The sequence below is a fragment of the Lacrimispora struthionigena genome (assembly GCF_048627165.1).
Lineage (GTDB): Bacteria > Bacillota > Clostridia > Lachnospirales > Lachnospiraceae > Lacrimispora.
In genome coordinates this window covers 2,364,083-2,388,686 of the sequence record NZ_JBMBWP010000002.1, presented here as the reverse complement: position 1 = coordinate 2,388,686, position 24,604 = coordinate 2,364,083, and the positions used below count along the sequence as shown (strand labels likewise).

The window sequence follows — 24,604 nt, the reverse complement described above, 5'->3', positions numbered from 1 at the left end:
GGTGGTGAAAAGATGGGATTTGAAATAACAGGTAGGGATTATGCGGATTACATAAAGAAAGCATATGAGCTGATTCATGAAAACGGAGACTATGTGACAGAGCTTGATCTGGCTACTGGAGACGGGGATCACTGGTCCAATATTAATATGGGGTTTGAAAAACTGGTTGAGAAGTCTGAGGAACTGGGGCAGCTTCCTATCAGTGAGGAATTTAAGGAGATTGGCAAGACCATGATGGCGGTAATCGGAGGTTCCTCCGGAGTGCTTTACGGATCTGCGTACCTGGCGGCAGCCAAAGCGGTAAAGGGCAGAGAGACATTGGACTGCCAGGGAGTTTGTGACAGCCTGGAAGCCATGCTGGAGGCAATTATGTCCAGAGGGCAGGCAAAGGAAGGATTTAAAACCATGATTGACAGTCTTGCACCGGCAGTCATGGCTTATAAGAAGGGGATTTCTGATGGGATAAGTGAGTTGGAAATCTGCGATGTCGTGAAACAGGCAGCCGTTGACGGTGCCGAGAATACAAAAAACATGGAAGCGGTAAAAGGAAGAGCAACTTACCAGGCCAATAAAGGGCTTGGACACCTGGATCCGGGAGCAGTTACCATGTCGTATCAAATCGGAACGTTAATGAATTGCATAAAAGAAAAAATTAATTTCTAAGGAGGAACAGTTATGTACAGCAACACACCGGAAGACAGAGGTCAGCACATCAAGGATTTACGGGACGGAATCGAGCATAGAGCCACATGGTTCTACTATATGTTCACGGAGGCTAAGAAAAGAGGGTTAGACAGTGAATTTGCCCATGATGCCATTAAGAAATGCGGCTGCTTCCATGGTCAGAACAAATATACAAAGACCAGTGACTTAAAGGCTTTTGAGAAGGAATTTGTCAGTGACAATGTAAGAAACATCTTTGAGATGGATACAGAATGTACCGATGACAAGCTGGAAATCACCTTTCACCACTGCCCGCTTGTAGCTGCTTGGAGAAAGCTGACCGATGATGAGGAACTGATTGCAGAGATGTGTGAAATTGCCATGGATGGAGATCGGGGAATCTGCTCCCAGTTTGAGGATTTTACCTTCCATCTGGGAAAAACCATTGCAAAGGGTGACTCCATCTGTGAGGTAACTTTTAATAAGAATCAGGATTAATAAACAGAATCAGACTGTTTCACCAAAAGGGTTGTTGTACGAATACAGCATCCCTGTTTGGCGTTTATAAAAGAATATTTGTGAGGTGCGGGGATGGAGAAAAGCCTGTTGGGTTTAATAGGAGGTTATACCAATCATTTGGCAAGAATTATTTCGGATACGCTGGATACAGACATACTGATTATAGATACCAATATGAACATAGTGGGAAGTTCCTTTAAGTACTTAAACCTTTATACCGATATCAGGATCGGCACCATCATATCCACCATATTAATTGAGAACAGAAATGTGATTGTGGAAGACAAATCACGTCTTGCCGGCTGCCGCAAATGCGACCAGTACCGGGAATGCAAGATGAGCAGTTTCGTAGGAGTGCCCATAAGGGTTGATAATCAGGCAGTGGGTGCCCTCGCTCTTATATTAACCAGGCACAGAGCTAAGTTTTTATTTGAAAGTCTGGATTCAACTGTTTCATTTCTGGAGAATTTTTCGGAGCTTATTTCCGGAAAAATAGAAAATGAAACAAGAACCATACGATTGGAAAACCGCTTAAAAGAGATCGAGGCCATTATAGACAAGATGTTTGAGGCGGTTATTTACACTGACTATTTCGGAAATATCATTCATGTTAACAAGCGTTTCTGCGATGTAATACATCTGGAAAAGGACATGCTGGGAAGTAACATGAAGGAACTGTTTCCGTTTCAACTAATAGAGGATTATTTTAAGAACCACGAGGATATCAGCAATGAACGGCTGACTTTTGAGAGGAAAGGCCATCTGTTTCATGGCGTGGTTTCCAGCAAAAAGATTTATTTAAGCGATACGGAATTCGGTACTCTGTTTTATTTTAAACCCCAGAGTGATTTTGTGAAACGAATTAACATATCGGAACAGGGCTCTCTGGTGACGTTTGACTGGCTGAAAAAGTACTTCTCTGCCCAGGAACTTCAAATGGCAAGGGAAATGGCAAAAACAAACCATAATTTACTTATTCAGAGTTCGGATAATGAGTTAAACCTTCTTCTTGCCAAAGCGGTATTTAACACGTCGGAACGAAATCTTCATGATCTGTATGTGGTTTATTCGGATAATCTTTACAGGGATTTATTTGAAATCTATATGATGGATGAGTATGGAGTCTTGAAAAATGCGGATGGATGTACGGTGGTAATTGTTCAGCCGGAAAAAATGCCTTTGTATATTCAGCATTATATTGCTGATTTTATGAAGACTGGTAAATTTAAAACCCATGACAAATCGGTACGTTCTAATGTCAGGTTTTTATTCTGCGTCGACAGGGAACTGGAATCTCTGGTGGAACAACAGCTGTTTTCCTCTGAGTTATACCGCCTTATTGCCCGCTATAAGATCAGCTTTGAAGGAATGGAAAAAGATATGGTAAAATTCCGCGGTTATGTAACGTCTGGTCTTAATTATTACAGGAGACTTTATGATAATAAAGGCGTGGAACTGTCTGCAGAACTGCTTACATATTTAAGAAATCATTTTACTGAGATTGGAAAACACAGTATGGAGATTATTCTTGAACGGATTGCGGCAGAGCTTTCTGGCAGAGTGACCGTGGAAGAATTAAGAGAAAAGAATCTTCTTCCTGAAAATGATCCTGGCTACAGCGGACTGGAGGAAATGTCAAAGGAACAGATAAAAACCATGCTGGAGCGGGGGTATTCAAAAACCGATATTGCGGATATTCTGGGGATTTCCAGATCTACCTTATATCGAAAAATCAGAGAAATAGAAGAAGCATAACATGTATATCATTTAATGGGAAAGACGAAAAGGACAACCCGAAATAAGTTATGAGAAACAGACTTTGGCAGTTTCAGTATAATGTCAAGGTCTGTTTTTTATTCGTAATTAGCTTGCTGTGCGTGAAAATTAGCAAAAATCAACTTGTATGCAATCTTGAATAAGGCAAAAATGGAAAGATTTTTAAAAAATGTTGTGCAAAAACACGTCGATATTGAAGATAAACTATCGAACACTGTCTAAAACATGAAAAATATAGTTGATTTTCAAAAATAGATGTGTTATATTTTACAAAAAGGAAGACCGATGCAAAGTGGCAAATGCTAACTGATATGCATTTGGCGGGATACTGATATGCAATCTTAACAGAATGAAATACTTGTATGCATTTCATATCCGTTGATAGTAAGGAGAATAAAAATGCCAGAATTGGAAGCTGAAAAAGGAAACCAGAGAAATGATATTTATAATCAACTGAGAATGCAGATACTGAATCTGACGATCAAACCGGGAGAACGACTGAGTGAAAATACATTATCAAGTCAGATGAATGCCAGCCGGACCATGGTTAGAGATGCACTTTCAAAGCTGGTTGAAGAAGGATACATTGTAGTCTATCCGCAGCGAGGTACGGAAGTAACTTTACTTGATTTAGAACGGATCAGACAGGTGGTTTTTTCACATACTGTATTGGAACAGGCCATGATTGAGGAGATTTGCCGCAAAGGATTAACTGATAATCAATTTGAACAGCTGGAAGAGGTTTTAAATCGACAGAAATTGGAGATAAATAAAGAAAATCCCCTGGAATTTCTGGTGATAGAGCAGCAGGTACATTATCTTCTTTCCACTTTTAGCGGACGGGAATATACCTGGGAGGTATTTAGAACCATTGACTCAGATCTGCTGCGATTAAACTATCTTCAATTTACTACATTCAACTACCGCATTGATATGTCTTCCCTGACCAGCTGGGAACATGTTCAGGTAGAAGGACGGCTTCTCCTTGATAATTTAAGGAGAAGGGATGCGGAAGCAGCCAGCCTGATCTGTGCCAATCATTTTAACACTATATTATGGAATGCAGGCACACTTCGGGATATTTACCCACAGTTCTTTTCCGGACAGGCATAGGAAGCCGGACCGGTTAGAAATAGAAATACCATATGAGAGGAAAGGAGCGGGGAATCCAGGTTTTGAGAATAGGCTGCTTATTGGCAGACCGGTTAACTATTATCAGCAGTATGGGGAATAAAAAGTTATAGGAGGTATTATTGTGGAGTACATTATTGGTATTATTTTATTAATTTCATTCTTTGGTTTGGCGTATTACTGTATCAAAGGCCATAACCTGATGATCGGCTTCTTGCTGATTACTCTTCTTTGGACCATTCTTCCGCTTGGAGGAACACTGTTTGTAAGCGAGTCATTTCTTGCTTCCAATCCGATTCTGCAGTTTGGAAAAGACAATACTCTGATTGCTGCCTTAAATAAGATTTATCAGTCAGCACCAGAAGGCTGGGGAACAACTCTGGTAAACGTATGCTGGGGTGCATGGTTTGGACGTGTACTTATGGATACCGGAATTGCATCAACCCTGATCCGTAAAACTGTTGAGTTAGGCGGAGACAAGCCATTTGTAACAGTAGCTCTTTTAAATGTAGTAACTGCTCTTATTTTTACTGCCATGACAGGTGCAGGCCCGGTAATTGCAATCGGTGTTATCGTACTTCCGATTCTTATGTCTCTGGGAATTCCAAAATCTGTTGCTCTGTTTACATTTATGGGATCGGTTGCAGCAGGTATTTATATCAATCCGGTTAACTTCACACAGTATCGTGCGTTTTTCTTAAAACCCGACCAGATGCCTGAATTCACACTGGGCTGGTATGCTGCTCACTGGGGCTATGCTGCTCTTATTATCATGCTGGTTATTACTACTGTTCTGGCTGCTTTCTATTTAAAGCGCGCAAAAACAGTTCATGCATGGGCTGCTCAGACAAGAGGCGCTGCTTCCGAACAGAAAAATGCACCATTTTATACCTTGATTCTTCCGGTAGTACCGGTTGTATTAAAAATCTGGCTGGACTTCTCCGTAATCGGAGGTTTCGTAATTGCTGGTTTCCTTGCACTTTTCCTTTGCGGAAGAATGAAAGGAAGCTTCAAAGAGAACTGTCAGCTTGTAAACAAGCTTTATTATGACGGTGTGGTAGATACCGCTCCGCTGGTAGGATTCCTTCTTACCCTTCCTATGTTTAACTCAGTTGCAGCTCTTGCTTCTCCTTACTTCAAGGTGATTCTTGGAAATGTAATGCCAAGAAGCGAGATCGTTGTTTGTATTGTATTTGCAGTACTTCTATGCATGGGTCTGTTCCGTGGACCTATGACCTTAGTAGGCTGCGGTGCAGCAACACTTGGTGTGCTTTCCAACGTTGCATCTTTCTCAGTTCCATTCCTCTATGCGGTATTTGCAATTCCGACTATTACCGTTAATATCGGAAGCTGTATTACTCAGTCTTGGGTTGCATGGGGACTTGCTTATTCGAAGGTTGAATCACGAGACTTCTTAAAGCTCTCCATACCCAATGCATATTTTGCCGGAATACTGCAGTATGTGGCTACATTCATCATGTTAGGTGGACTTGGCGCTGCTTGGTTCCTGTCTTAATAACAGTCTCGGACAAGGAGACAAACTCTCAAAACCCCAAAAGATAACCCCTGTCCGGGCGCGCCCCCTGCGCACCCGGACGCTTTTCAACAATTGCAATTGAGGAGCAGTACATGAAAATTTTGTTAGTAAAATTTGACTTATCTATCTGGAAAGGAATGGAATACAATGGCAGAGCGTGAACACAGAGCAGTCCGAATGGGCATTGACGTAGGCGGAACTTATACCAAATGCGTAGCCATGGACAATGAAACCCATGAGATTATTGGGAAAAATGAAGTGAAGACCACACATGATGATAAAGATGGCGTTGCTGCCGGTGTTGTACAGAGCTTTAGAAACTGTATGCGGGAAAGTAATATTTCACCGGAAGATGTAGTTTTCGTAGCTCATTCAACCACTCAGGCGACCAATGCTTTTATCGAAGGCGACGTTGCTTCAGTCGGTGTGGTAGGCGTTGCCGGAGGCGGTCTGGAAGGATTTCTGGCAAAGCGTCAGCTGGCGCTGAAAGATATTGTGCTGGATGAAAAAGTAGGACGTATGATTAAGGTTTACAATACGTTTATTAAGAAAAAAATGCTGACTGAGGATGTCATTAATCAGAATATCAGCGAACTCCTGGACCAGGGAGCCAAGGTAGTCGTGGCTTCTATGGCATTTGGTGTAGACAGCATGGAGGAGGAACTTCGAATCCACGACTGTGCAAAGAAGAAAAATGTGCCGGTAACAATGGCTTCTGATATTACAAAATTGTATGGTCTGACCCGCCGTACCCGTACGGCTGCAATTAATGCATCCATACTTCCAAAGATGATGTCTACTGCAAATGCCACAGAAAGTTCGGTTCGTGCGGCAGGAATTACAGTTCCGTTAATGATCATGAGAGGTGACGGCGGCGTTATGGAAATCAATGAGATGCGGAAACGTCCCATTCTTACTGCTCTTTCCGGTCCGGCTGCTTCTGTTATGGGATCATTGATGTATCTTCGTGCTTCCAATGCCATCTACTTCGAGGTAGGAGGAACCACTACCAACATCGGTGTGATTAAGAACGGGCGTCCAGGTGTGGATTATGCGAAAATCGGTGGTCATGATACGTACATTAACTCCCTGGATGTAAGAATTTTAGGCTGTGCAGGCGGATCCATGGTTCGTATCGGTGACAAGGCTGTTGTGGACGTAGGCCCTCGTTCTGCTCATATTGCAGGCTGCGAATATGCATGCTTTTTACCGGAAGAAGAAATTGAAGATCCCCAGATTGAACTGGTAAGTCCAAAGCCGGGAGATCCTGCTGACTATGTAACCCTCCGTTTAAAAAATGGAAAGAAAATCTGTTTTACAAACACAGATGCAGCCAATGTTCTTGGACTGATTGACGAAAAGTATTTTGCACACGGCAATGCGGCATCTGCCCGTAAGGCGATGAAGCCGGTGGCAGACAAGCTTGGCATTACAGTGGAAGAGCTTGCTACTCAGATACTTGATAAGGATTACGAAAAGGTAAGTGCCTGTATCAACGCTCTGGCAGATAAATATAAGCTGGATCATGACAGCATGAGACTGGTTGGCTGCGGAGGCGGAGCTGCTTCCTTAGTACCTTACTGTGCAGAGAAGATGGGACTTCAGTACAGCATTCCGGAGAATGCGGAAGTAATTTCCTCCATTGGTGTAGCCTTATCCATGGTTCGTGATGTGGTAGAACGTGTGATTCCAAATCCAAGCCAGGAAGACATCAGGGATTTAAAGAAAGAAGCGGCAGACCTTGCAGTTAGTTCCGGTGCTTCTCCAGATACAGTAGAAATTCATATTGAAATTGACAATCAGACAGGTAAAGTAACCGCAATTGCTACCGGTTCCACAGAAGTAAAAACTACCGATCTGTTAAAAGAATGCGACGAAGCGGAAGCCCGCAAACTGGCAGAAGAAGATTTTGGACCAAAAGTTACCGATATCAGACTGGCAGATAAGACTGATAAATTCTTTGTATACCAGGGCAGCAGAGAAGGAAAATCACCCCTTAGAATTGTGGATAAGAAGGGATTCATCAAGGTACAGTGTTCCGATGGTGTAGTTGAGAAATGTCATATTAAGAATTATGAGGAAACCGTTGAAAAAATCTGGAATGAAAATGCAGTCTTTAAAACAGATACCGTACTGCGCCCGGACTTTTATGTCTGCGTAGGTCCAAGAGTCAGTGATTACAGTGCTGTGGATCTGGAACAGGTTATGCTGTTAATGAGTCTGGATCTGGGTGATCGGGAGCCGGAAGAGGAAGTTCTGATTATCGCCTCCGTTAGAGAAAGTTAAAAATTATGACAAAAGAAGAATTCAGGGAAGCCTTAAAACCCATTGGGGCGGGGCTTTTAGGCAGACCAAGCCAGCAAAGATATGAACGCCCCCATTTTCCAATCCGTCCCATTGGGGACATGCTTACTGACCTTGCAGAAATTGAACCATGGGAATGGTATGGCTATGCATTTTCCAGAGAGCCCCTGAACGGAAAATTTAATGATGACCAGCGCAGGGAATGGATGGAAAAGAGCCTTGCATGCGGAAAAGAGTATGCCGGTATTGTATGCAGAGAATATGGAACCCAGGATCCAAAGGAACTGGCAAAAGCCATGGGTATGAACGTTTCTTATCCGGAATTTCCGGAAAAGACGGACCGTGTGCTGTTTGCAGAATTCAGGGTGCCTGACAAGATCAGTATTTATATGGATGCAGTTAACAAGGCTGCCAGACTGTTTTTGAAACCGGAGGTAACTCAGGTTTTGACAGAAGGGCTTGATGTAAGCAGACTTTTATTGGCCCATGAACTCTTTCATTTTGTAGAAGAACGATATAAGCATGAAATTTTTACTAAAACGGAGAAGATAAGACTTTGGTCTCTGGGATTCATTCATAACGATTCCAATGTAATTGCGTTTAGTGAAATTGCAGCAATGGGATTTGCCCAGGAAATTATGAAGATCAGTTATTCTCCGTATCTGATGGATGTGTTTCTGGTTTACGGCTATTCTCCGGAGGAGGCAAGCGGATTGTATGAAGAGATGATGCAGGCTGCAAAGAGAGAACCAAGACCCGCCCCCCAGGAACCGTCAGTCAGTGAAGAAATGACAGTATAGAAAAAGGCAGGAGAAAAGGAGAAGATATGAGTATAAAAGTTCCTTATGAAAAAGTAAAAGAAACCGTAGAGAAAGCGCTTTTGCAGGCAGGGCTTTCCAAAGAAAAAGCGGAAATCTGTGCTAAAATCCACGCACAGTCCAGTGCAGACGGTGTGGAAAGCCACGGTTTAAACCGTGTTCCCCGTTTTGTGGAGTATGTATTAGGCGGTCTGGTAGATCCGGAAGGTGAGCCGGAATTAATCGGTGGTAAGGGTGCAGTAGAAAATTATGACGGACATCTGGGAATCGGTATTACCAATGCTCTTTTCTGTGCAGACCGCGCTATGGAGCTTGCCAAAGTTCACGGAATCGGCTGTGTTGCATTAAAAAACACCACTCACTGGATGCGTGGTGGCACTTATGCATGGAGAATGGCAGAAGCAGGATTCATGGGAATGAGCTGGATTAATACGGAAAGCTGTATGCCGCTTTGGGGAAGCGATGAACCGGGCGTAGGAAATAACCCGTTCTGCATCGCTGTTCCAAGAGAGGAAGGTCCCATCGTTCTTGATATGGCTATGAGCCAGTATGCGTATGGAAAGCTTGGAGTATACCGCCTTGCAGGCAAAAAGCTGCCTTTCCCCGGCGGTTTTGATAAAGAAGGCAATTTAACCGATGATCCGGGAGCAATTGAGGAAAGCAAACGAATTCTTCCTACCGGTTACTGGAAGGGAAGTTCCATGGCCATTGCTCTGGATCTGGCGGCTGCTCTTATGGCTAACGGTAAAAGCGGTCTGAATCTGGATGAAGAAGGACGAGGAAGCTGTACCGGTTGCTGTCAGATCTTCATTGCCTATGATCCTTATCTGTTCGGCACTAAGGAAGAAATTCAGGAAATGTTAAACAAGAGAGTAGCAGCTGCAGATGCCAGCCATCCGGAAAAAGAGGGCGGGAAAGTTACCTGTCCAGGCGAGCGTACAATAGAAACAAGAAAGCAAAGTATGGAAAACGGAGTCAATGTGGATGAACTGATCTGGAATCAGATTGTTGCCATCTCTGAGGGAAACTTAGAAACTAAGGATATCGCAAGCAAATAAACACAGCCCTGTTAAGCAGAAAGAGGAGAAGATTATGCTGTTTTCTAATATCACAGTTGCAGAAAAATATAATTATCTGGAAGAAAAATTTACAAAGGCCTATGAATGGCTGAGATCAACGGATATCGCATCCCTTCAGCCGGGAAGCTATCCCATCGCTGGTGACCAGGTTGTGGCAAATGTTCAGGAGTACACCACAATTTCTCCAGATGAGGCGTCATTTGAAACTCATGAAAAGTTCTTCGATATCCAGTACGTAGTTTCCGGCAGGGAGCAGTTTGGTGTATGCAAACGGGAAGGACTCACTGTTAAGGAACGCCGGGAAGAAAACGACTTAATCTTTTATGAAGAGCCGGGACTGAGTGGCAGTGTACTTCTGGAAGAGGGAGACTTAATCATCGTTGCACCTGAGGATGCTCATAAGCCCCGCTGCGTGGCAGGAGTTCCCTGCCAGGTCAAAAAAGTAGTAGTAAAGGTGGCTCTGTAGCAGCTGGCTTTTATCAGATTAAATTCATGCCAAGAGGCATCATTAAATGAGCAATCAGAACCTGATAAGCCTGATCGGTATTTCCGTCCTTTAATTGCTGATAAAAATTTTCGTGCTCCTCTAACGTCGCCTGTGTCCGTCCTGTAACAGTAAGGGCATTGGCTGTGGTCAGATGGATCATATAAAGGAGGCGCTGGAATAAGTGGTCAAATTCACTGTTACTGGCGAAATGGACCAGAAGCATATGAAATTTATGGTCCTCCTCCGTAAATGAGGCCGGGAAGTTGTCTGAAGTCAGTGCAGCCTTTTGTCTCTTAAGAGATTCTTCCATATCCTTAAGAAGAGTTGTAAACCGTTCATCTCCTCTTAATGAAGCAGCGAGATGAACGCAGAAACCTTCAATGGCACAGCGGACTTCGATGGATTCACGCATGGTTTCTTTATCAAGACGGCGAATCTTAAATCCCCGGCTTGGAATGATGGTGATGTAGCCATCCTGGGAAAGGCACTGAAGAGCTTCCCGAAGGGGAGTCCGTGAAATTCCAAGTTCTTTTGCAAGTCTGGTCTCTGAATATAAAAGATCGGAGTCCAGTGATTTGGATAAAATCTGTTCTTTGATGGTATTATAAGCCTGTGACTGCAGGGAACCGCTATCGTACATGAAAAACTCCTTTCATGGGTTTTAGCCTATCATACCCTAGAAAATTTCACAAGTCAACAAAAAATCATTGACCGGTATACCGGTATACAGGTATAATAGTAGCAGTAAGAAAAATAATATTTTATCTCGCAGGAGGAAAATCAAATGAGCGTATCACAATTAGGAAATGGTTTAAGAGTAATTGATTTAACAAAGCAGCTGGATCCGGCTACCGAATCAAGACGGTGCCATTTATTCCGTTTTAACACAGGCGGCCCAATTCCGGATTTCCATACCATCATGGATTTAACCAGCCATTTAGGAACCCATGTAGAATGTCCGTATCATCACAACGACAACTGGACTGATGTTCAGGGCCTTCCAATCAGCACATTTATGGGACGTGCTATTTACGTAAGCATTACCCATATGGAGCCCAACGGAAAAATTAAGGCAGAAGATTTAGAGAAAGCCTGCGGCGACCGGATTAAAGAATGCGATATCGTAATTCTTGATTCCCAGTATAAGCTGCCTCCATTTACTCCAGCTTCCAACACAGAGGAAGATAAGAGACTTTTTATCTGCCGTGAAACAGCTGAGTGGCTGAAAGAGAAGAAAGTGAAATGTGTGGGATTTGGCGATGGTGTTTCCATTGAAAGCAACAACACCGATGTTTCTGCATTCCATGATGTTTTAATGGAGGTTGATGTGGTGTTCTTAGAAGTGCTTAAGAATTTAGAGGAACTGACAACCGACACCTTCTTTATGTCCTATACACCAATCCCCATCAAAGGTCTTGATTCCTGCCCGATTCGTGCTTATGCCATTGAGGGTATTGCAGAGTTTTCCAGATAACGGAAGGTGAATGGATATGAAAATTGCAGTAATCGGAGCTGGAGCCATGGGTTCCATCTATGGCGGTCATCTGTCCCAAAAGCATGAAGTTTATCTGATCGATACTTCCCCTGCCATCGTAGAACATATCCAGAAGGAAGGAATCAGACTTCAGGAGAATGGGGAAGAAAACGTATACAAACCCAATGCAGTTACTTCTGCAGAAGGCCTTCCAGTCATGGATCTGGTACTTCTTTTTGTGAAATCCCTGTATTCCAGAGATGCACTTGTATCTGGTAAGAACCTGATCGGGAAAGATACCTATCTAATGACGCTGCAGAATGGCTCCGGTCATGAAGACATTCTGGAAGAATTTGCTCCCACGGATCACATTATTATTGGCACGACAGAAGACAACGGAGCAGTTCTGGGCCCTGGATTGATCAGGAGAGGCGGAACTGGAAATACCAATGTGGGAATGCTCACAGAAGATAATTATGGATTTCTCCCCAGGTTAAAAGAGGAATTTGAATGCTGCGGTTTTTCCGTGAAGATTCATTCCAATATCCAGCAGCTGATCTGGAACAAACTGTTTACCAATGTTTCCTTAAGTGCAGTTACGGGTATTTTGCAGGTAGACATGGGATACATTGCTGCCAATGACCATGCCTGGAATATGACGGTCCGACTGATCCGCGAAGCGGTAGCTGTGGCTCATGGTCTGGGTCTGGAAGCTGATGCAGAAGAAATTATAGAAAAAGTAAAAAAGACATCTGAAATGTCACCAAATGGATGTACCTCAATTCGTGCTGATATACAGAATGGACGGAAAACTGAGGTGGATATGATCAGCGGTTCCGTTGTAAGAGCAGCTGGCAAATGCGGGATACCTGTTCCGACCCACGAGTTTGTAGTGGAAATGGTACATGCTTTGGAAGGAAAAAAAAGGTAATTTGCTCAAGAGAAGGGAGGGTGTCCCAAAGAGTCAGTGTGAATGAATACAGCATGCTATCTGCTTTTTGAGACACCCAATTTTTATTTCATTCCGGAATCAGACCGGGACAATATGGGGTTCATTTAAATGTCAGGGGGACATACTAACATGAAAAAATTAATTGTTGCTTCAATTACACCATTTGACAGACAGGGTAAAATCAACGAATCTTCAGCCAGACAGCTTTGGGAAAGAAACCTTACAGAAGGTGCAGATGGCTTCTTTATCGGGGGAAGCTCCGGTGAGTGCTTTCTGTTAAACAGAGAAGAACGGGTTCGTTCCTTTGAACTGGCATCGGAGTTGAAAGACCGCTGTGATCTCTATGCGCATGTAGGTGCCATCAGCACTGAGGAAGCCGTTTTTTACGCAAAGAAAGCAAAGGAACTTGGAATTCGCGGCATTGCGGCAACACCGCCTTTGTATTTTGGATTTTCGGAGAAGGAAATTGCAGGATACTATTACGATATTGCCCAGGCAGTGGGGGAATCCGTCCTCTACTATAATATCCCATCAAGCACTCACAGGGAGCTGGATCTAAATAATCCGGAAACCAGAGAACTTATAAAATCCGGAGCAATTGGAGCAATCAAGCACACCAATTTAAATCTTCTGCAGATGGAACGGATCAAAAACATAAATTCCGATATCATCTGTTACGGAGGTTTTGAAAGCTCTATGGTGGCATTTCTTGCGTTTGGCTGTGATGGTTTTATTGGAAGCAGCTTTAACTTCATGCTGCCCCAGTTCAAACGGATCATGGAATTATACCTGGAAGGAAAAGAGGAAGAAGCCAGAGCTCTTCAGACCAAATCCAATAACATTCTGGATGTGCTTTTGAAGAACGGTCTCTGTGCAAACTTAAAGTACATCGTTTCCAATCAGGGGATTCCAGCCGGTGAAGTAAGAAAGCCCATGCTGCCATTAACAGAAAGCCGGAAAGAAGAAATGGATGAGATTCTTTCCAAATATCTGGAGGTACGCTAAGACATAAAGGAGATGAATCATATGAAAGCGGTACAGATTGTAAAACCGGGAGAATTAAAGGTAATTGATATAGAAAAACCTGTTCTTGATGAAGTAAACAATGTGATTGTAAAAATGACAGCTGCCGGAATCTGCGGTTCAGACGTTGGTATCTACCACGGAACCAACGCAGCAGCAACATATCCAAGAATTATCGGGCATGAGATGGTAGGTGTAGTGGCAGAGACCGGTGCCTCTGCTCAAAAATTAAAAGTGGGTGACCGTGTAATCGTTAACCAGGTTACCAGCTGCGGACACTGCTATCCATGCAGGAAAGGAAGAGGCAATGTCTGTGATCATTTAAAGGTAAGGGGCGTTCATATTGACGGAGGCTATCGGGAGTTTATCGCGGTGCCGGAAGCTGACTGCTATATTCTGCCTGATTCCATATCAGACCGGGATGCAGTTATGATTGAGCCAACCACCATTGCCATACAGTCCTGCACCAGAGCAGAACTGGAAAAAGACGATATGCTTCTCATTTACGGTTCCGGTGCTCTTGGAAGCTCTATTTTAAAGATTGCCAGTCAAATCTGCGATCACATTATAGTCGCTGATATTCAGGATGATAAGCTTGAGACGGCGAAAGCCAATGGAGCAAAATACACGATTAACGTATTAAATGAGGATCTTGTGGAGAAAGTAAAAGAATACACCCATATGCATGGAGCAACCGTATCCATCGATGCGGTCTGCAACAAGGATTCCCTGATCCGCCTTTTAAATGCTACCGGAAACGCCGGAAAGGTTATCACCATGGGATTTTCAACTGCTCCCACAGAGATCAATCAGTTTGCCATAACAGCCAAGGAGCTTGATGTGAGAGGCTCCAGACTTCAGAATAAAATGTTTGGAAAAGCTATTGATATGATTCAAGAGGGAAAACTGGATCTGACCGGTTCTGTTTCCCACACATTCCCGCTTACTAAGGCTCAGGAGGCCTTTGATTTTGTGGATAGTCATGATCTGTCTATCCGCAAGATTATTCTTACATTTGATTTTTAAAACCCCACTCTCTCTCTAAAAGAAGAGGTTCCTTCTGCTTATTAAAACAGAAGGAACCTTTTCTTTTTATCAATAGACCTGTGAAGTGCATCGGTTAAATAATCGTATATCCGTTTCATGGATTCTAATTCAACCCATTCCGGAGTATCCCGGTATCCACCATGCATGGTAGTGGAAATCTCCATCTGATCCAGAATCATATGAAATTCCGGGGGTCTGCCTAATAATCCGCTGCCCATCTTGGAAAGAGCATTTAGATACTGGATATCCCATCTTGGGACGCTGGCAATACTGATTGCCGGAGTACGGCTGCCGGAAAAGGAAGCTTCATCACTTCCCGGAAGATATTTTACAAGAACACCGTTATGGTCTGCCAGGACTTCTTTTTTGCAAAATGCTTCCACTCCCGGCTTTCGTTCGTATCCCCGGCTGTTAACTGCAATGGTATCCCCATAGCCGCACACATCCAGATTAATAACTCCTGTTATCTCCTCATGATTCATGAAAGCAGCATAGAGCCTGCTCCCGGTATTGCCGGTTTCTTCCCCATCAAAAAATGCAAATCGGGCAGGAAAATTCTCTTCTTTCAGTTTCCCTGCAAGAGCGATGAGAATGCACAAAGCAGCAGCATTATCATTGGCGCCAAAGCTGCCGGGCACTGCATCATAATGTGCACAAAAAAGAGGACCGGGCTCACTATTCCATGGTGCCAGAATATAGTTATAAATCCCTCTTGGAGCCTTTTGGGAAGGCGCTTCCTCCTGAAGATCAAAATCCAGATGCTCCTTTACAAGAACTTCCCTGAGTGCATTGCGTCTTTGATCCGGATCTTTCAAAGAAAGAGCCTCCAGATAATGGTTTAATTCCATATTTGGTGCCCCTCCTAACGGGTGCTGTCCGGAAGGCAGCTATCTAACGGTACTTTAATTACAATCTTTCTGATGGAAGATGGGGTATCACCTGCCTGAATTGCAGGAATATGCACATCCCAGGGGAAATAAATGGCAAAGGTTCCCGGTATCATATGAATCCGACCTTCCCCAGCGGCGGGATCATTTTTATAAAAAAGAATATCTCTTGGAGTATCAAGAAGATTCTCCTCAACCTGTCCGTTGCCGTCATCTGTGTAAAAGCCGGCCTCTTCCGGACCACCCCAGGCCAGAAACTGTACATCGATATTCTTTCTGTGAATCTCAGGGCGAAGTCCGCTCCGGTCACCGGTCTTTAAATCAAGTACCTGAAGAATTACCGGGATACCATCTAAATCTATAGTAAACACCCCTGGTTCATGGGCTGCCATATCATGCTCAGTCAGATAACGGATCGCGCAGCTAAGAGGAGCGGGCAGAATGGCAAGCTGTTCTTTTAACATGGAACTATAAATATTTCCGAAAATCATAATCGATTCCTCCGTCAATTCTTATATTCTGATTTATGTTACCTTTACTGCATTGCGGTTAAACCGCCGTCTACACCAAGAATCTGTCCTGTTATAAAGGAAGAGGCGTCGCTGCATAAAAATACCGCAGCTGCTGCAATATCTTCTTCCTGACCAATTCGTCCCAAAGGAATCCGCTTCGTTAAGGTCTGGTAAAACTCAGGATCATCCAGCTGAAAAGCGTTAATGGGAGTCCGGACAAAGGTTGGGGCAATGGCGTTACATGTGACTCCGTATTTGCCCCATTCACAGGCAAGCTGTTTGGTATACATATTCACAGCCCCTTTGCTGGTACAGTAAGCCAGATAATCCTGTCCGGTTCCAATGAGGCCTTTTACCGATGACAGATTTAAAATCCGTCCGTATCCAGCTGGGATCATGAAACGTTTTCCCACAGCCCGGGTCACTGTATGAATTCCAAGCACATTTAAATCCATAACCTGTGCAAACACTTCTTCTTCGTAATCTTCGGCTGGAATCAGCCGGTTCATACCCGCGCTGTTCACTAAGATATCAAGATTACCGAATTCCCGGCTAATCTCGTCCATCATTCCTTCTACCTTATGGGGATCTGTAATATTACAACCGAGAGTGAGAAGTCGCCTTCCTTCCCTGTCAGCTGTTTCTCTTAAAAAACCGGCCTTTTCCGGATGCCCTCCGCAGACGGCAACATCGGCTCCGCTTTGAAGAAATGCTTTTGCAATGGAGCTTCCAAGCCCACCAGTGCCTCCGGCAATCAGAGCCTTTTTTCCGGTCAGGGAAAATCTGGTTTGGATACAATCATTCATCGTAGCTGATTCCTTTCTGATCGTAGGAAGCCGCCGTATCATAACCCGGCTGGCTTTCAAGAAAATAATCCGGATAACACTCCTTCAAAGGTGGAATCAGAAGCTGTATCCGGGATAAATGATGACGGTAGATGGTGCATGCACGATCGGTGTTTCTTGCAGCCAGTGCATCGGTAAGAGACGTAAGATCCTTTATAAAATCTTCTGTTACTGAAGAATCCGACGCAGCCAGATATAAAAGTCTCTGAAGATCCATGCCGGCTTTCTGCACAGCTTCCCATATATGATTCATCTTTCCTCCCAATTCATAAAGAAGATGATAATAATCAGTAATTAACCGGACAGAATGGGATAAATCCCCCTGAGCTAAATAGTCCTCCAGCTCCCGCAAATGGTGATAGAGGATATCAAACTGAGTGCCCTTAACATTCCGGATAAAAATATTCTGGATCATGGCTGTCCCAAGCTGCTTATGAATCCATAAGGTCTGCTCGATTCGCGCAGTATCGATTTTTGAAACAAACGCACCTTTCTGAGGAATAATATCGATCAGATTCTTTCTGGAAAGCTTGTACAGTGTATCGTGGACAGGAGTCCGGCTGATGTTTAATGCATCTGCCAGTTCTACTTCATTCATCTTTCTTCCGGGAGGTAGATGGAGATTTAAAATAAAATGCCGTATGATCCGGTACGCATACTGTCTGGCATCTTCTGTATGCCTTCTGGGCGGTAATTTTTGAAACGGTATGAGTGACATGTAAAACTCCGTTCTGCCGTATTGAAACGGCATATTTCTTCCTATATTATAGCATGAATTTTGTTGTTTGGTAAACCCTTATATAAAATCATGACATTCATGGAATGCAAATAATTGTTACAAAAATCTTAATTAATAATTAAAAAATAATAAGTTGTTACCACTGGGGATTTATGCTATAATCTTACTGCTTTCGATTTTACATATATTAGCAGGGGGATTGCCAATACCAATTGACGAGGAGAAATTATGAAAAAGAGAATTTATTCTATTTTACTGGCCTGTTTATTGATTGCAGCACTTGCAGGCTGCGGTAAAAAGGCAGAAGCCGTTGCAACAGAAACAACTGTTGCACAATCACAGGAAACAACTGAGGAAAGCAAAGCAGCTGAAGCCAGTACAGAAGCAGGCGCAGACGCTTTCACAGCATTTGAAGATCCGAACGGATTATTTACAGCCAGCTATCCAGGAACACCCAAAGAGATGAAGCAGTCAGTTTCCTCTGAAGGAACTGCAATTGATCTGTATTCTTATATGCTTGAGCAGGAAGATGCGCTTTACAATGTTATGTACAGTGCTATACCTGAGGGTACAGCAGCAGAACCTTCAGCTATGTTAGAAGGCGCAGTTGCCAATATTCCCTATACCATTGAAGACAGCAAGGATATTACCCTTGGCGAATACCAGGGTAAAGAATTAAAATACAGTGCGCCGCTGGGATCTGATACCATTGTCTTCTATCACAGAGTATATATTGCCGGAGATCATGTTTATCAGCTTCAGGCAGTGTCTGAATCAGGAGAAAGAACACCGGAAATTGACACTTTCTTTAATTCCTTTGCACTGAAATAATAAGTTGAAGTAACCGAATATCAGGATTCCCCAATTCTGTTCACTATGTATTGTTAGAAAGATTCCCGTTTAAAAAGACAGGAAAATCCCCGTGAAAGTAGTATTTTCATACTAGCTTTCACGGGGATTTTTAATTACTGAATAAAAGTTCCTGCCTTAATCTGATCAACGATATCTTTGTACTGTGTCTGAATATCCTGTGGAACTAAACTGGAAAATGTTCCGATGCTTAAGCAGCCGTTGCTTAAATCACCGTAGATGGTTTTGCCGCCAAAGGTATCTGCTTCCACATCCTTCATACAGGCTTTTAACAAAGCCGCGTTGTCGGTCACAACAGAGCAGATGATTATTTTGTGATCAGCAGAACCTAAATCACCTGGCTGACCGATATCATATCTGCCCTCTGATCCAGCCAGTGCTTCCCGTGCTCCGGTATCAACTGCTGAGGCATCACCAAACATTACATCAACATCATAGGTGGAAACCATGGAGGAAGCGATTTCCTTACCCTTGGCAGTATCACTGAAAGAGCCTGCATAAGCAGAGGAAACTTTAATATCAGGATTTACTTTTTTGGCTGCCTTTTCATAGCATTCCAGCTTTGCCTTTGTGGTATCCAGCTCCATACCGCCGATAAATCCAATGTTGTTTGTCTTGCTCATAAGACCTGCCAGAGCACCTGCCATGTAACCGATCTGCTTTGCATCAGGAAGAATGGAGGTGATGTTTTCTGTTTCAACAGTACCATTTAACAGAGCAAACTTGATATCCGGATATTCTTCTGCTACCTGCTTTACTGCATCGGTATACTGATTGCCTGGTGCGAAGATTAGGTTGTAGCCCAGTTCTGCGTAATCGGTCATAACCGTGGCAAAATCAGCAGTCGCTACATTGTCCGTATACACCGTTTCCCAGCCGCTGTCTTTTGCCGCATTTACCATAGCCTGATAGCAGCTTGCGCCCCAGCCTCCGTCTGAAACAGAAGAGTCAAGGACCATGGCCACTTTATAGCCGGATGCTTTTGAAGAGTCAGCCGCCTTTGTCTCCTCTGCTTTTGTGGTTTCTGCCTTTGTGGTCTCCGCTGCAGAAGTTTCTGCTGTAGAGCCTGCCGCTTTTGTTGGTGCAGACGCGCTGCCACAAGCAGCAAGACTCATGGCAGTAAGGACTGCGGCCATAATAAGAGATGCTGTTTTCATAGTCTTTTTCATAATAAATCCTCCTTTTATGTTTGAAAAAATATATAATCGCAGGGCTGTCCTGGAATTATCATCATCGTTCTTCTCTGTAATAGGGCTGTCCGTTGGCTTTTGGACCGCTTTTTCGTATCCCGAAAAACGCAAGAACAAACAGGGTACAAAGATAGGGGATCATCTGGAGAAGCTGGTAGGGAGTGGACGGACTTAACAGCTGGAGCCGGATCTGCAGTGCATCACAGAATCCAAAAAGCAGGCAGGCTAACAATACACCGGAAGGCATCCAACGCCCGAATATAACAGCTGAAAGGGCAATAAATCCACGGCCTGCCACAATTCCCTCGGAGTAGGTACTGGTGTAGCAGATGGTTAAATACGCTCCGCCGATTCCCGCAAGTGCGCCGCAGATGATGCAGGCAATGTATTTTTGAAGCACAACATTGATTCCCAGTGTTTCTGCTGCCTTGGGAAATTCCCCTACCGCTTTAAAATTAAGTCCTGCTTTTGTCCTGTTAAAGAACACTGCAGTGACAGGTACCAGCAGATATGCCACGTACACCAGAGGAATATGGTTGAAAAACAAAGGTCCAAGTAACGGAATACTGCTAAGAACCGGAATGGGCATTGCCTTCATGGATACGCCCTGGATCAGTGTTGAGGTATCGGAAAAGGAAAGGCGGTAGATAAAGGAAGCCAGTGCCGGTGCAAAAATATTAATTGCCATACCATAAACAATCTGGGGAGCACATAAACGGATGGTGCAGAACGCATAAATCATATTAATGGCGACACCGGACAGGGCACCAGCCAGAATACCGGTTGTTGGGCTCCCGGTTTTATAACCGATCAAGAAACCAATTAATGCACCAAAGGACATGATTCCGTCAAGACCGATATTGACCAGTCCCGCCCGTTCGGAGTAAGTTTCAGCCAGTGCAACAAACAAAATGGGAGTTGCCATTCGTATGGTAGAGAGAAGCAGCTCAGTGAGAAAATTCATGTTGAAAAATGCATCCATCAGTTGGTAACCTCCTTTTTCCCCATGTGGCTGTTTATGTATTGTCTGATAGCGGGAAGCTTTAACAGCGCTGTGCCAGCCACTGCAAATATAATTACCAATGCCTGAATGATATCAACCACAGCGGTAGGAATCTGCATACCAGTCTGTAAGGTACTTGCCCCTTTTCTCAGTACGGCAAAGATAAATGCAACTGCAGCAGTTCCGATGGGATTAAGCTGGGCAATCAGTGCGATTGCCACTCCATCAAAGCCGAAGCCCTGACCAAATCCCCCCATCAGTCTTAATTGTTTTCCATGAAGCTCTACACTTCCGCCCAGCCCGGCAACCGCTCCTGAGGCAATAAAGGAGAAAAGCACATACCGGTTTACGGGAAAACCATTGAAAAATGCGGCAGTTGAATTTAAGCCCACTGCCCTCAGCTTAAATCCCTTAGAGGTATAGAATAAAAAGTAATACCCTGCAAATGCCAGAAATAAAGCAACCCATACACCCCAGTGGACGGGAAAGCTTTTTGATACAACTGCCAGTTTGGTGCTGTCGGGGATTGCAAAAGTCTGGGGAACACTTCCGTCTCGCAAAAGGGTAGTATAAACGTAACCCATAAAAAGGGTTGCCACGTAATTCAGCATGATGCTGACAATCATTTCATTTAAGCCTCTTGTAATCTTTAATATCCCTGGAATTGCACCCCATACAGCTCCTGCAACAGCGCCGATGAGAAGACTGAGCAGTATTCCTGCAATTCCTCCGATCCCGGACCTGGTTACAAAAAAGATGCTGGCAACGGCACCCATAACAAACTGGCCTTCGCCTCCAAGGTTAAAAACACCGCATTTATAGGAAAACGCTGCAGTCAGTCCGGTAAATATCAAAGGACAGGCAATTACAAGGGTCTGGGCAATCTTTCTGCTGCTTCCAAAAGCGCCGGAAAACAGAAATCCATATGCCTGAAAGGGATTTTTACCCAGGCAGATCATAATGATCCCTCCGATAATAAATGCCACCAGAATGGATAACACGGGCACGATGACCTTCATTAAATTTTCTCTCTGCTTCATGTCCTAATTCCCCTTTCCTGCCATTGCAAGTGAGATTTGTTCAATGGGCGGGTTAACTCCTGAGTAGGTTCCCATGACCTGACCCTCGAACATAACCAGAATCCGGTCTGATAAATTGAGTATTTCATCAAAATCAGCACTGATTAACAGAATCGCACAGCCACGATCCCTGGCAGCGGCCATGGTATCATGAACATAACGGGCGGCTCCGATGTCCAAGCCTCTGGTTGGATGAACTGCAATCAGAAGTTCCGGTTCATTTTCCATTTCTCTTGCAAGTATAATTTTCTGCTGGTTTCCTCCGGATAAGTTTCGAACCTCCTGCTCAATGGAAGCGCAGCGGATATCATTTTTTTCTTTCATTTCAAGTGCAAATTTAGTTATGGCTTTGTTCTTTAAGAGTGCTCCGTGTCCGTAGGAAAAACGGGCTTCCTCTGTGGCTTTTAAAACCAGATTTTCCCTGACTGTCATATTGCCGATCAGTCCCATCTTATTACGGTCTTCCGGAACATGGGAAACGTGGGAGAGGATAAAGCCGTTTGGTGCAAAGCGGGATACACGGGAGGCTTTTAATAAGACCTCTCCCTCTTCAGGTGCAATAATTCCGGCTGCAAGCTGTGCAAGCTGTGACTGACCATTCCCGTCAACTCCTGCTATGCCAAGAATTTCTCCCTTTCGTACGGAAAGGCTTATTTGATTTAAGCCGCTGTGCTTGTGCTGCTTATGATAGCTGATATTTTGAAAGCTTAACACTTCATCTCCGTCAGAGGTAACTTTCTTATAATTACTGGGCACCATTTCCCTTCCGATCATTAAATTCGCCAGCTGAGTGCCATCAGTGTCCTCTTTATTTAAAGTGGTGACGGTCTCGCCTGCCCGCAAAATGGTGATTCTGTCGCTGATGGAAAGAACCTCTCTCATCTTATGGGAAATAAATATCACGGATTTCTGTTCTCCAGTCAGTTTGCGGATTATGGAAAAAAGTCCTTCTGCCTCAATGTCGGTGAGCGCAGCAGTAGGCTCATCAAGAATAAGAAGTTCCGCTCCCCGGTAAAGGGCTTTTAATATTTCCACCCGCTGTTGCGCTCCTACGGAGATTTCAGTAATCTGCTTGTCCAATTCCACGTCAAGACCGTACTTTTCTGAAAGAGCCATGATTTCCTTTCTTACCCGATCCTTCTTGATAAAGACAGAGGAATCCTTCCGGCTTCCAAGAATAATATTTTCCAATACAGTCATGGCCTCTACAAGCATAAAATGCTGATGTACCATGCCAATGCCCATTTTCACCGCAGCCTTTGGTGAGTCAATTTTCACTTTTTCTCCGCGCAGATAAATGGCTCCGGCAGTAGGCTGGTATAAGCCGATTAAAATATTCATCAGGGTGCTTTTTCCCGCGCCGTTTTCTCCTAACAGAGTATGTACTTCGCCCTCCCTTATAGAGAGATTGATGTTGCGATTGGCATATACATCCCCAAACTGCTTGGTAATCTGCTCCATTTTCAGCAATTCCTTCATTGGTTCCTCCTAGCCTCTGATCTCTCTGATCAGGATTGATTTGCAATAAGCAAAATAAGAATCTAAGTCAAATGCCTCGTTATCAACCAGAAACTGAACAGCGGCCCCCTCCAGCAGAGAAACCGCAATTCCGGCAATCAGATTCTGCTTTGCAAAAGGCATATCTGGTGCAAATGTTTCTGCGATTTCCCGGATTTCCGTTCTCCAGTTCTGATAGGAAAGACAGAATTCCTGATGCATATCAGGATCCAGGCGGGACTGGTTCCAAAAATCTAGCTCCGCCACATCGTATTTATTATCTATTAAAATGGTGTAAAGCTTTTGTTTTATAAAAATGTCCAGGCGATCTTCCAAAGTCGCTTCCGGACCAATACCTGATTGATGAATGGATTGCTGGCGGATTTCGCGGTAACGGTTTAAGACTTTTTTCTGAACAGCAAGGAGAAGCTCTTTCTTACTGTTGTAATAATAATGAATGTTGGATTGAAACAAATTTGCTTTTTCTGCCACCTGACGGATTCTCAAACCGCTGATGGTTTTTTCCTGAATGATGGTAAGGGCCGCATCCAGAATTCTGTCCTCTGTTGAAGTGCTGCAGGGTTGTTCCTCTATTGATAAAATTTGACCCATATCACGCCTCCCTTTTGGTCAGGTGACCAATTTCTTGCATTATACGGAACCCTTAGTATGGTGTCAATGAAAAATCAGAATAATTGGTTATATTAAGCATTGGATTAAGAATATAAAAGAATGACGCTTGAAAATTAATAAAACTAGGAAAATAATAAGGGGTAATGGGTGAAATTTCCAGCGTTTAATTAAGAAAATTGATTGGATAAAGTTTCCTGTTTTTCTGAAATAAACCTTTGTTTTCTATTATTTCTGTTATAAAAAAAATTTACAAATATATTGCAAATTTCCACTGTATATGATATAATGCCTGTGTTGTGAAATAAATATTTCATGCGCGAGTGGCTCAGTTGGTGGAGTACGACCTTGCCAAGGTCGGGGTCGCGGGTTCGAGTCCCGTCTCGCGCTTTTTTATTTGTAGCGGAAGCCTAGGTTTTATCAGGGTTTCCGCTATTTTTGAGTGTCTGTCAGTAAAGCTTGGCAACATTAGGATTAAGAACTGGTTTGATACAATGTAAGAAAGTCGGGGAAATAATAGGTGTATTCTTAATTGAAAAAAT

Annotated in this window: 24 protein-coding genes and 1 tRNA gene; 15 read left to right on the top strand and 10 right to left on the bottom strand. The window is 43.6% G+C overall.

Annotation, left to right across the window (positions count from 1 at the left end):
• The first annotated feature begins 12 nt into the window (after nucleotides 1-12).
• From dhaL to ACOAOT_RS20105, 9 genes are all read left to right on the top strand, one after another.
• Nucleotides 13-663 (top strand): dihydroxyacetone kinase subunit DhaL, encoded by a 651-nt coding sequence (gene dhaL / locus ACOAOT_RS20145; protein ID WP_420218605.1) that lies wholly within the window; start codon nucleotides 13-15, stop codon nucleotides 661-663.
• Nucleotides 664-675: 12 nt separating this feature from the next.
• Nucleotides 676-1,161 (top strand): L-2-amino-thiazoline-4-carboxylic acid hydrolase, encoded by a 486-nt coding sequence (locus ACOAOT_RS20140; protein WP_277409584.1) that lies wholly within the window; start codon nucleotides 676-678, stop codon nucleotides 1,159-1,161.
• Between the two features lie 108 nt (nucleotides 1,162-1,269).
• Nucleotides 1,270-2,937 (top strand): helix-turn-helix domain-containing protein, encoded by a 1,668-nt coding sequence (locus tag ACOAOT_RS20135; protein WP_420218604.1) that lies wholly within the window; start codon nucleotides 1,270-1,272, stop codon nucleotides 2,935-2,937.
• Nucleotides 2,938-3,357: 420 nt separating this feature from the next.
• Nucleotides 3,358-4,071 (top strand): GntR family transcriptional regulator, encoded by a 714-nt coding sequence (locus ACOAOT_RS20130; RefSeq protein ID WP_420218603.1) that lies wholly within the window; start codon nucleotides 3,358-3,360, stop codon nucleotides 4,069-4,071.
• A 142-nt stretch (nucleotides 4,072-4,213) separates the two neighbouring features.
• On the top strand, nucleotides 4,214-5,605 hold the full coding sequence (locus tag ACOAOT_RS20125) for a citrate transporter (protein WP_420218602.1): 1,392 nt from the start codon (nucleotides 4,214-4,216) through the stop codon (nucleotides 5,603-5,605).
• 168 nt (nucleotides 5,606-5,773) lie between these two features.
• Nucleotides 5,774-7,912, top strand: coding sequence for a hydantoinase/oxoprolinase family protein (locus tag ACOAOT_RS20120; protein WP_420218601.1), 2,139 nt, complete (start codon nucleotides 5,774-5,776; stop codon nucleotides 7,910-7,912).
• Between the two features lie 5 nt (nucleotides 7,913-7,917).
• Nucleotides 7,918-8,730: a hypothetical protein gene (locus tag ACOAOT_RS20115; RefSeq protein ID WP_420218600.1), complete on the top strand. Its 813-nt coding sequence runs from the start codon at nucleotides 7,918-7,920 to the stop codon at nucleotides 8,728-8,730.
• 26 nt (nucleotides 8,731-8,756) lie between these two features.
• Nucleotides 8,757-9,806: a 3-dehydro-L-gulonate 2-dehydrogenase gene (gene yiaK, locus ACOAOT_RS20110; protein ID WP_420218599.1), complete on the top strand. Its 1,050-nt coding sequence runs from the start codon at nucleotides 8,757-8,759 to the stop codon at nucleotides 9,804-9,806.
• Between the two features lie 34 nt (nucleotides 9,807-9,840).
• On the top strand, nucleotides 9,841-10,293 hold the full coding sequence (locus ACOAOT_RS20105) for a NanQ anomerase/TabA/YiaL family protein (RefSeq protein ID WP_104433616.1): 453 nt from the start codon (nucleotides 9,841-9,843) through the stop codon (nucleotides 10,291-10,293).
• Nucleotides 10,294-10,306: 13 nt separating this feature from the next.
• On the opposite strand, the gene ACOAOT_RS20100 is transcribed toward ACOAOT_RS20105, so the two are convergent.
• Nucleotides 10,307-10,954: a GntR family transcriptional regulator gene (locus ACOAOT_RS20100; RefSeq protein ID WP_420218598.1), complete on the bottom strand. Its 648-nt coding sequence runs from the start codon at nucleotides 10,952-10,954 to the stop codon at nucleotides 10,307-10,309.
• A gap of 144 nt (nucleotides 10,955-11,098) precedes the next feature.
• Here ACOAOT_RS20100 and ACOAOT_RS20095 point away from each other — a divergent pair, with 144 nt between their 5' ends.
• From ACOAOT_RS20095 to ACOAOT_RS20080, 4 genes are all read left to right on the top strand, one after another.
• Nucleotides 11,099-11,788: a cyclase family protein gene (locus ACOAOT_RS20095; protein ID WP_420218597.1), complete on the top strand. Its 690-nt coding sequence runs from the start codon at nucleotides 11,099-11,101 to the stop codon at nucleotides 11,786-11,788.
• Between the two features lie 16 nt (nucleotides 11,789-11,804).
• On the top strand, nucleotides 11,805-12,719 hold the full coding sequence (locus ACOAOT_RS20090; RefSeq protein ID WP_420218596.1) for a ketopantoate reductase family protein: 915 nt from the start codon (nucleotides 11,805-11,807) through the stop codon (nucleotides 12,717-12,719).
• Nucleotides 12,720-12,869: 150 nt separating this feature from the next.
• Nucleotides 12,870-13,745 (top strand): dihydrodipicolinate synthase family protein, encoded by an 876-nt coding sequence (locus ACOAOT_RS20085; protein WP_420218595.1) that lies wholly within the window; start codon nucleotides 12,870-12,872, stop codon nucleotides 13,743-13,745.
• Nucleotides 13,746-13,766: 21 nt separating this feature from the next.
• Nucleotides 13,767-14,789, top strand: coding sequence for an alcohol dehydrogenase catalytic domain-containing protein (locus ACOAOT_RS20080; protein ID WP_420218594.1), 1,023 nt, complete (start codon nucleotides 13,767-13,769; stop codon nucleotides 14,787-14,789).
• Nucleotides 14,790-14,830: 41 nt separating this feature from the next.
• Here ACOAOT_RS20080 and ACOAOT_RS20075 read toward each other — a convergent pair whose 3' ends face one another.
• The 4 genes from ACOAOT_RS20075 to ACOAOT_RS20060 are packed head-to-tail and all read right to left on the bottom strand — an operon-like array spanning nucleotide 14,831 to nucleotide 17,805.
• A complete protein-coding gene (locus ACOAOT_RS20075) occupies nucleotides 14,831-15,658 on the bottom strand; it encodes a M28 family peptidase (protein ID WP_420218593.1) in 828 nt (275 codons plus the stop codon).
• Between the two features lie 14 nt (nucleotides 15,659-15,672).
• Nucleotides 15,673-16,188, bottom strand: coding sequence for a NanQ anomerase/TabA/YiaL family protein (locus ACOAOT_RS20070; RefSeq protein ID WP_420218592.1), 516 nt, complete (start codon nucleotides 16,186-16,188; stop codon nucleotides 15,673-15,675).
• Between the two features lie 44 nt (nucleotides 16,189-16,232).
• Nucleotides 16,233-17,015 (bottom strand): SDR family NAD(P)-dependent oxidoreductase, encoded by a 783-nt coding sequence (locus tag ACOAOT_RS20065; RefSeq protein ID WP_420218591.1) that lies wholly within the window; start codon nucleotides 17,013-17,015, stop codon nucleotides 16,233-16,235.
• A complete protein-coding gene (locus ACOAOT_RS20060; RefSeq protein WP_420218590.1) occupies nucleotides 17,008-17,805 on the bottom strand; it encodes a GntR family transcriptional regulator in 798 nt (265 codons plus the stop codon). The genes ACOAOT_RS20065 and ACOAOT_RS20060 overlap by 8 nt, the downstream gene beginning before the upstream one ends.
• Nucleotides 17,806-18,021: 216 nt before the next feature.
• Between ACOAOT_RS20060 and ACOAOT_RS20055 the strand changes: the two genes are divergently transcribed.
• Entirely contained in the window at nucleotides 18,022-18,624 is a 603-nt protein-coding gene (locus ACOAOT_RS20055) for a hypothetical protein (protein WP_420218589.1), read from the top strand.
• Between the two features lie 134 nt (nucleotides 18,625-18,758).
• Here ACOAOT_RS20055 and ACOAOT_RS20050 read toward each other — a convergent pair whose 3' ends face one another.
• The 5 genes from ACOAOT_RS20050 to ACOAOT_RS20030 all read right to left on the bottom strand — a co-directional run bounded on the left by ACOAOT_RS20050 (nucleotide 18,759) and on the right by ACOAOT_RS20030 (nucleotide 24,044).
• The gene (locus ACOAOT_RS20050; protein WP_420218588.1) at nucleotides 18,759-19,832 is read right to left on the bottom strand and encodes a BMP family protein; all 1,074 of its coding nucleotides are present in this window, start codon (nucleotides 19,830-19,832) and stop codon (nucleotides 18,759-18,761) included.
• A 61-nt stretch (nucleotides 19,833-19,893) separates the two neighbouring features.
• Entirely contained in the window at nucleotides 19,894-20,835 is a 942-nt protein-coding gene (locus ACOAOT_RS20045; RefSeq protein ID WP_420218587.1) for an ABC transporter permease, read from the bottom strand.
• A complete protein-coding gene (locus ACOAOT_RS20040; protein ID WP_420218586.1) occupies nucleotides 20,835-21,896 on the bottom strand; it encodes an ABC transporter permease in 1,062 nt (353 codons plus the stop codon). The genes ACOAOT_RS20045 and ACOAOT_RS20040 overlap by 1 nt, the downstream gene beginning before the upstream one ends.
• Nucleotides 21,897-21,899: 3 nt before the next feature.
• Nucleotides 21,900-23,414: an ABC transporter ATP-binding protein gene (locus tag ACOAOT_RS20035; protein WP_420218585.1), complete on the bottom strand. Its 1,515-nt coding sequence runs from the start codon at nucleotides 23,412-23,414 to the stop codon at nucleotides 21,900-21,902.
• A gap of 9 nt (nucleotides 23,415-23,423) precedes the next feature.
• On the bottom strand, nucleotides 23,424-24,044 hold the full coding sequence (locus ACOAOT_RS20030; protein WP_420218584.1) for a TetR/AcrR family transcriptional regulator: 621 nt from the start codon (nucleotides 24,042-24,044) through the stop codon (nucleotides 23,424-23,426).
• 335 nt (nucleotides 24,045-24,379) lie between these two features.
• Between ACOAOT_RS20030 and ACOAOT_RS20025 the strand changes: the two genes are divergently transcribed.
• Nucleotides 24,380-24,452 (top strand) — tRNA-Gly (locus ACOAOT_RS20025).
• Nucleotides 24,453-24,604 lie beyond the last annotated feature (152 nt).

Coding starts and splice junctions, on each gene's coding strand:
- ACOAOT_RS20100 (WP_420218598.1), bottom strand. CDS start 10,954: ATGTACGATAGCGGTTCCCTGCAGTCACAGGCTTATAATACCATCAAA.
- ACOAOT_RS20035 (WP_420218585.1), bottom strand. CDS start 23,414: ATGAAGGAATTGCTGAAAATGGAGCAGATTACCAAGCAGTTTGGGGAT.
- ACOAOT_RS20130 (WP_420218603.1), top strand. CDS start 3,358: ATGCCAGAATTGGAAGCTGAAAAAGGAAACCAGAGAAATGATATTTAT.
- ACOAOT_RS20040 (WP_420218586.1), bottom strand. CDS start 21,896: ATGAAGCAGAGAGAAAATTTAATGAAGGTCATCGTGCCCGTGTTATCC.
- ACOAOT_RS20105 (WP_104433616.1), top strand. CDS start 9,841: ATGCTGTTTTCTAATATCACAGTTGCAGAAAAATATAATTATCTGGAA.
- ACOAOT_RS20045 (WP_420218587.1), bottom strand. CDS start 20,835: ATGGATGCATTTTTCAACATGAATTTTCTCACTGAGCTGCTTCTCTCT.
- dhaL (WP_420218605.1), top strand. CDS start 13: ATGGGATTTGAAATAACAGGTAGGGATTATGCGGATTACATAAAGAAA.
- ACOAOT_RS20140 (WP_277409584.1), top strand. CDS start 676: ATGTACAGCAACACACCGGAAGACAGAGGTCAGCACATCAAGGATTTA.
- ACOAOT_RS20085 (WP_420218595.1), top strand. CDS start 12,870: ATGAAAAAATTAATTGTTGCTTCAATTACACCATTTGACAGACAGGGT.
- ACOAOT_RS20060 (WP_420218590.1), bottom strand. CDS start 17,805: ATGCCGTTTCAATACGGCAGAACGGAGTTTTACATGTCACTCATACCG.
- ACOAOT_RS20080 (WP_420218594.1), top strand. CDS start 13,767: ATGAAAGCGGTACAGATTGTAAAACCGGGAGAATTAAAGGTAATTGAT.
- ACOAOT_RS20095 (WP_420218597.1), top strand. CDS start 11,099: ATGAGCGTATCACAATTAGGAAATGGTTTAAGAGTAATTGATTTAACA.
- ACOAOT_RS20055 (WP_420218589.1), top strand. CDS start 18,022: ATGAAAAAGAGAATTTATTCTATTTTACTGGCCTGTTTATTGATTGCA.
- ACOAOT_RS20075 (WP_420218593.1), bottom strand. CDS start 15,658: ATGGAATTAAACCATTATCTGGAGGCTCTTTCTTTGAAAGATCCGGAT.
- ACOAOT_RS20070 (WP_420218592.1), bottom strand. CDS start 16,188: ATGATTTTCGGAAATATTTATAGTTCCATGTTAAAAGAACAGCTTGCC.
- ACOAOT_RS20120 (WP_420218601.1), top strand. CDS start 5,774: ATGGCAGAGCGTGAACACAGAGCAGTCCGAATGGGCATTGACGTAGGC.
- ACOAOT_RS20115 (WP_420218600.1), top strand. CDS start 7,918: ATGACAAAAGAAGAATTCAGGGAAGCCTTAAAACCCATTGGGGCGGGG.
- yiaK (WP_420218599.1), top strand. CDS start 8,757: ATGAGTATAAAAGTTCCTTATGAAAAAGTAAAAGAAACCGTAGAGAAA.
- ACOAOT_RS20090 (WP_420218596.1), top strand. CDS start 11,805: ATGAAAATTGCAGTAATCGGAGCTGGAGCCATGGGTTCCATCTATGGC.
- ACOAOT_RS20030 (WP_420218584.1), bottom strand. CDS start 24,044: ATGGGTCAAATTTTATCAATAGAGGAACAACCCTGCAGCACTTCAACA.
- ACOAOT_RS20050 (WP_420218588.1), bottom strand. CDS start 19,832: ATGAAAAAGACTATGAAAACAGCATCTCTTATTATGGCCGCAGTCCTT.
- ACOAOT_RS20065 (WP_420218591.1), bottom strand. CDS start 17,015: ATGAATGATTGTATCCAAACCAGATTTTCCCTGACCGGAAAAAAGGCT.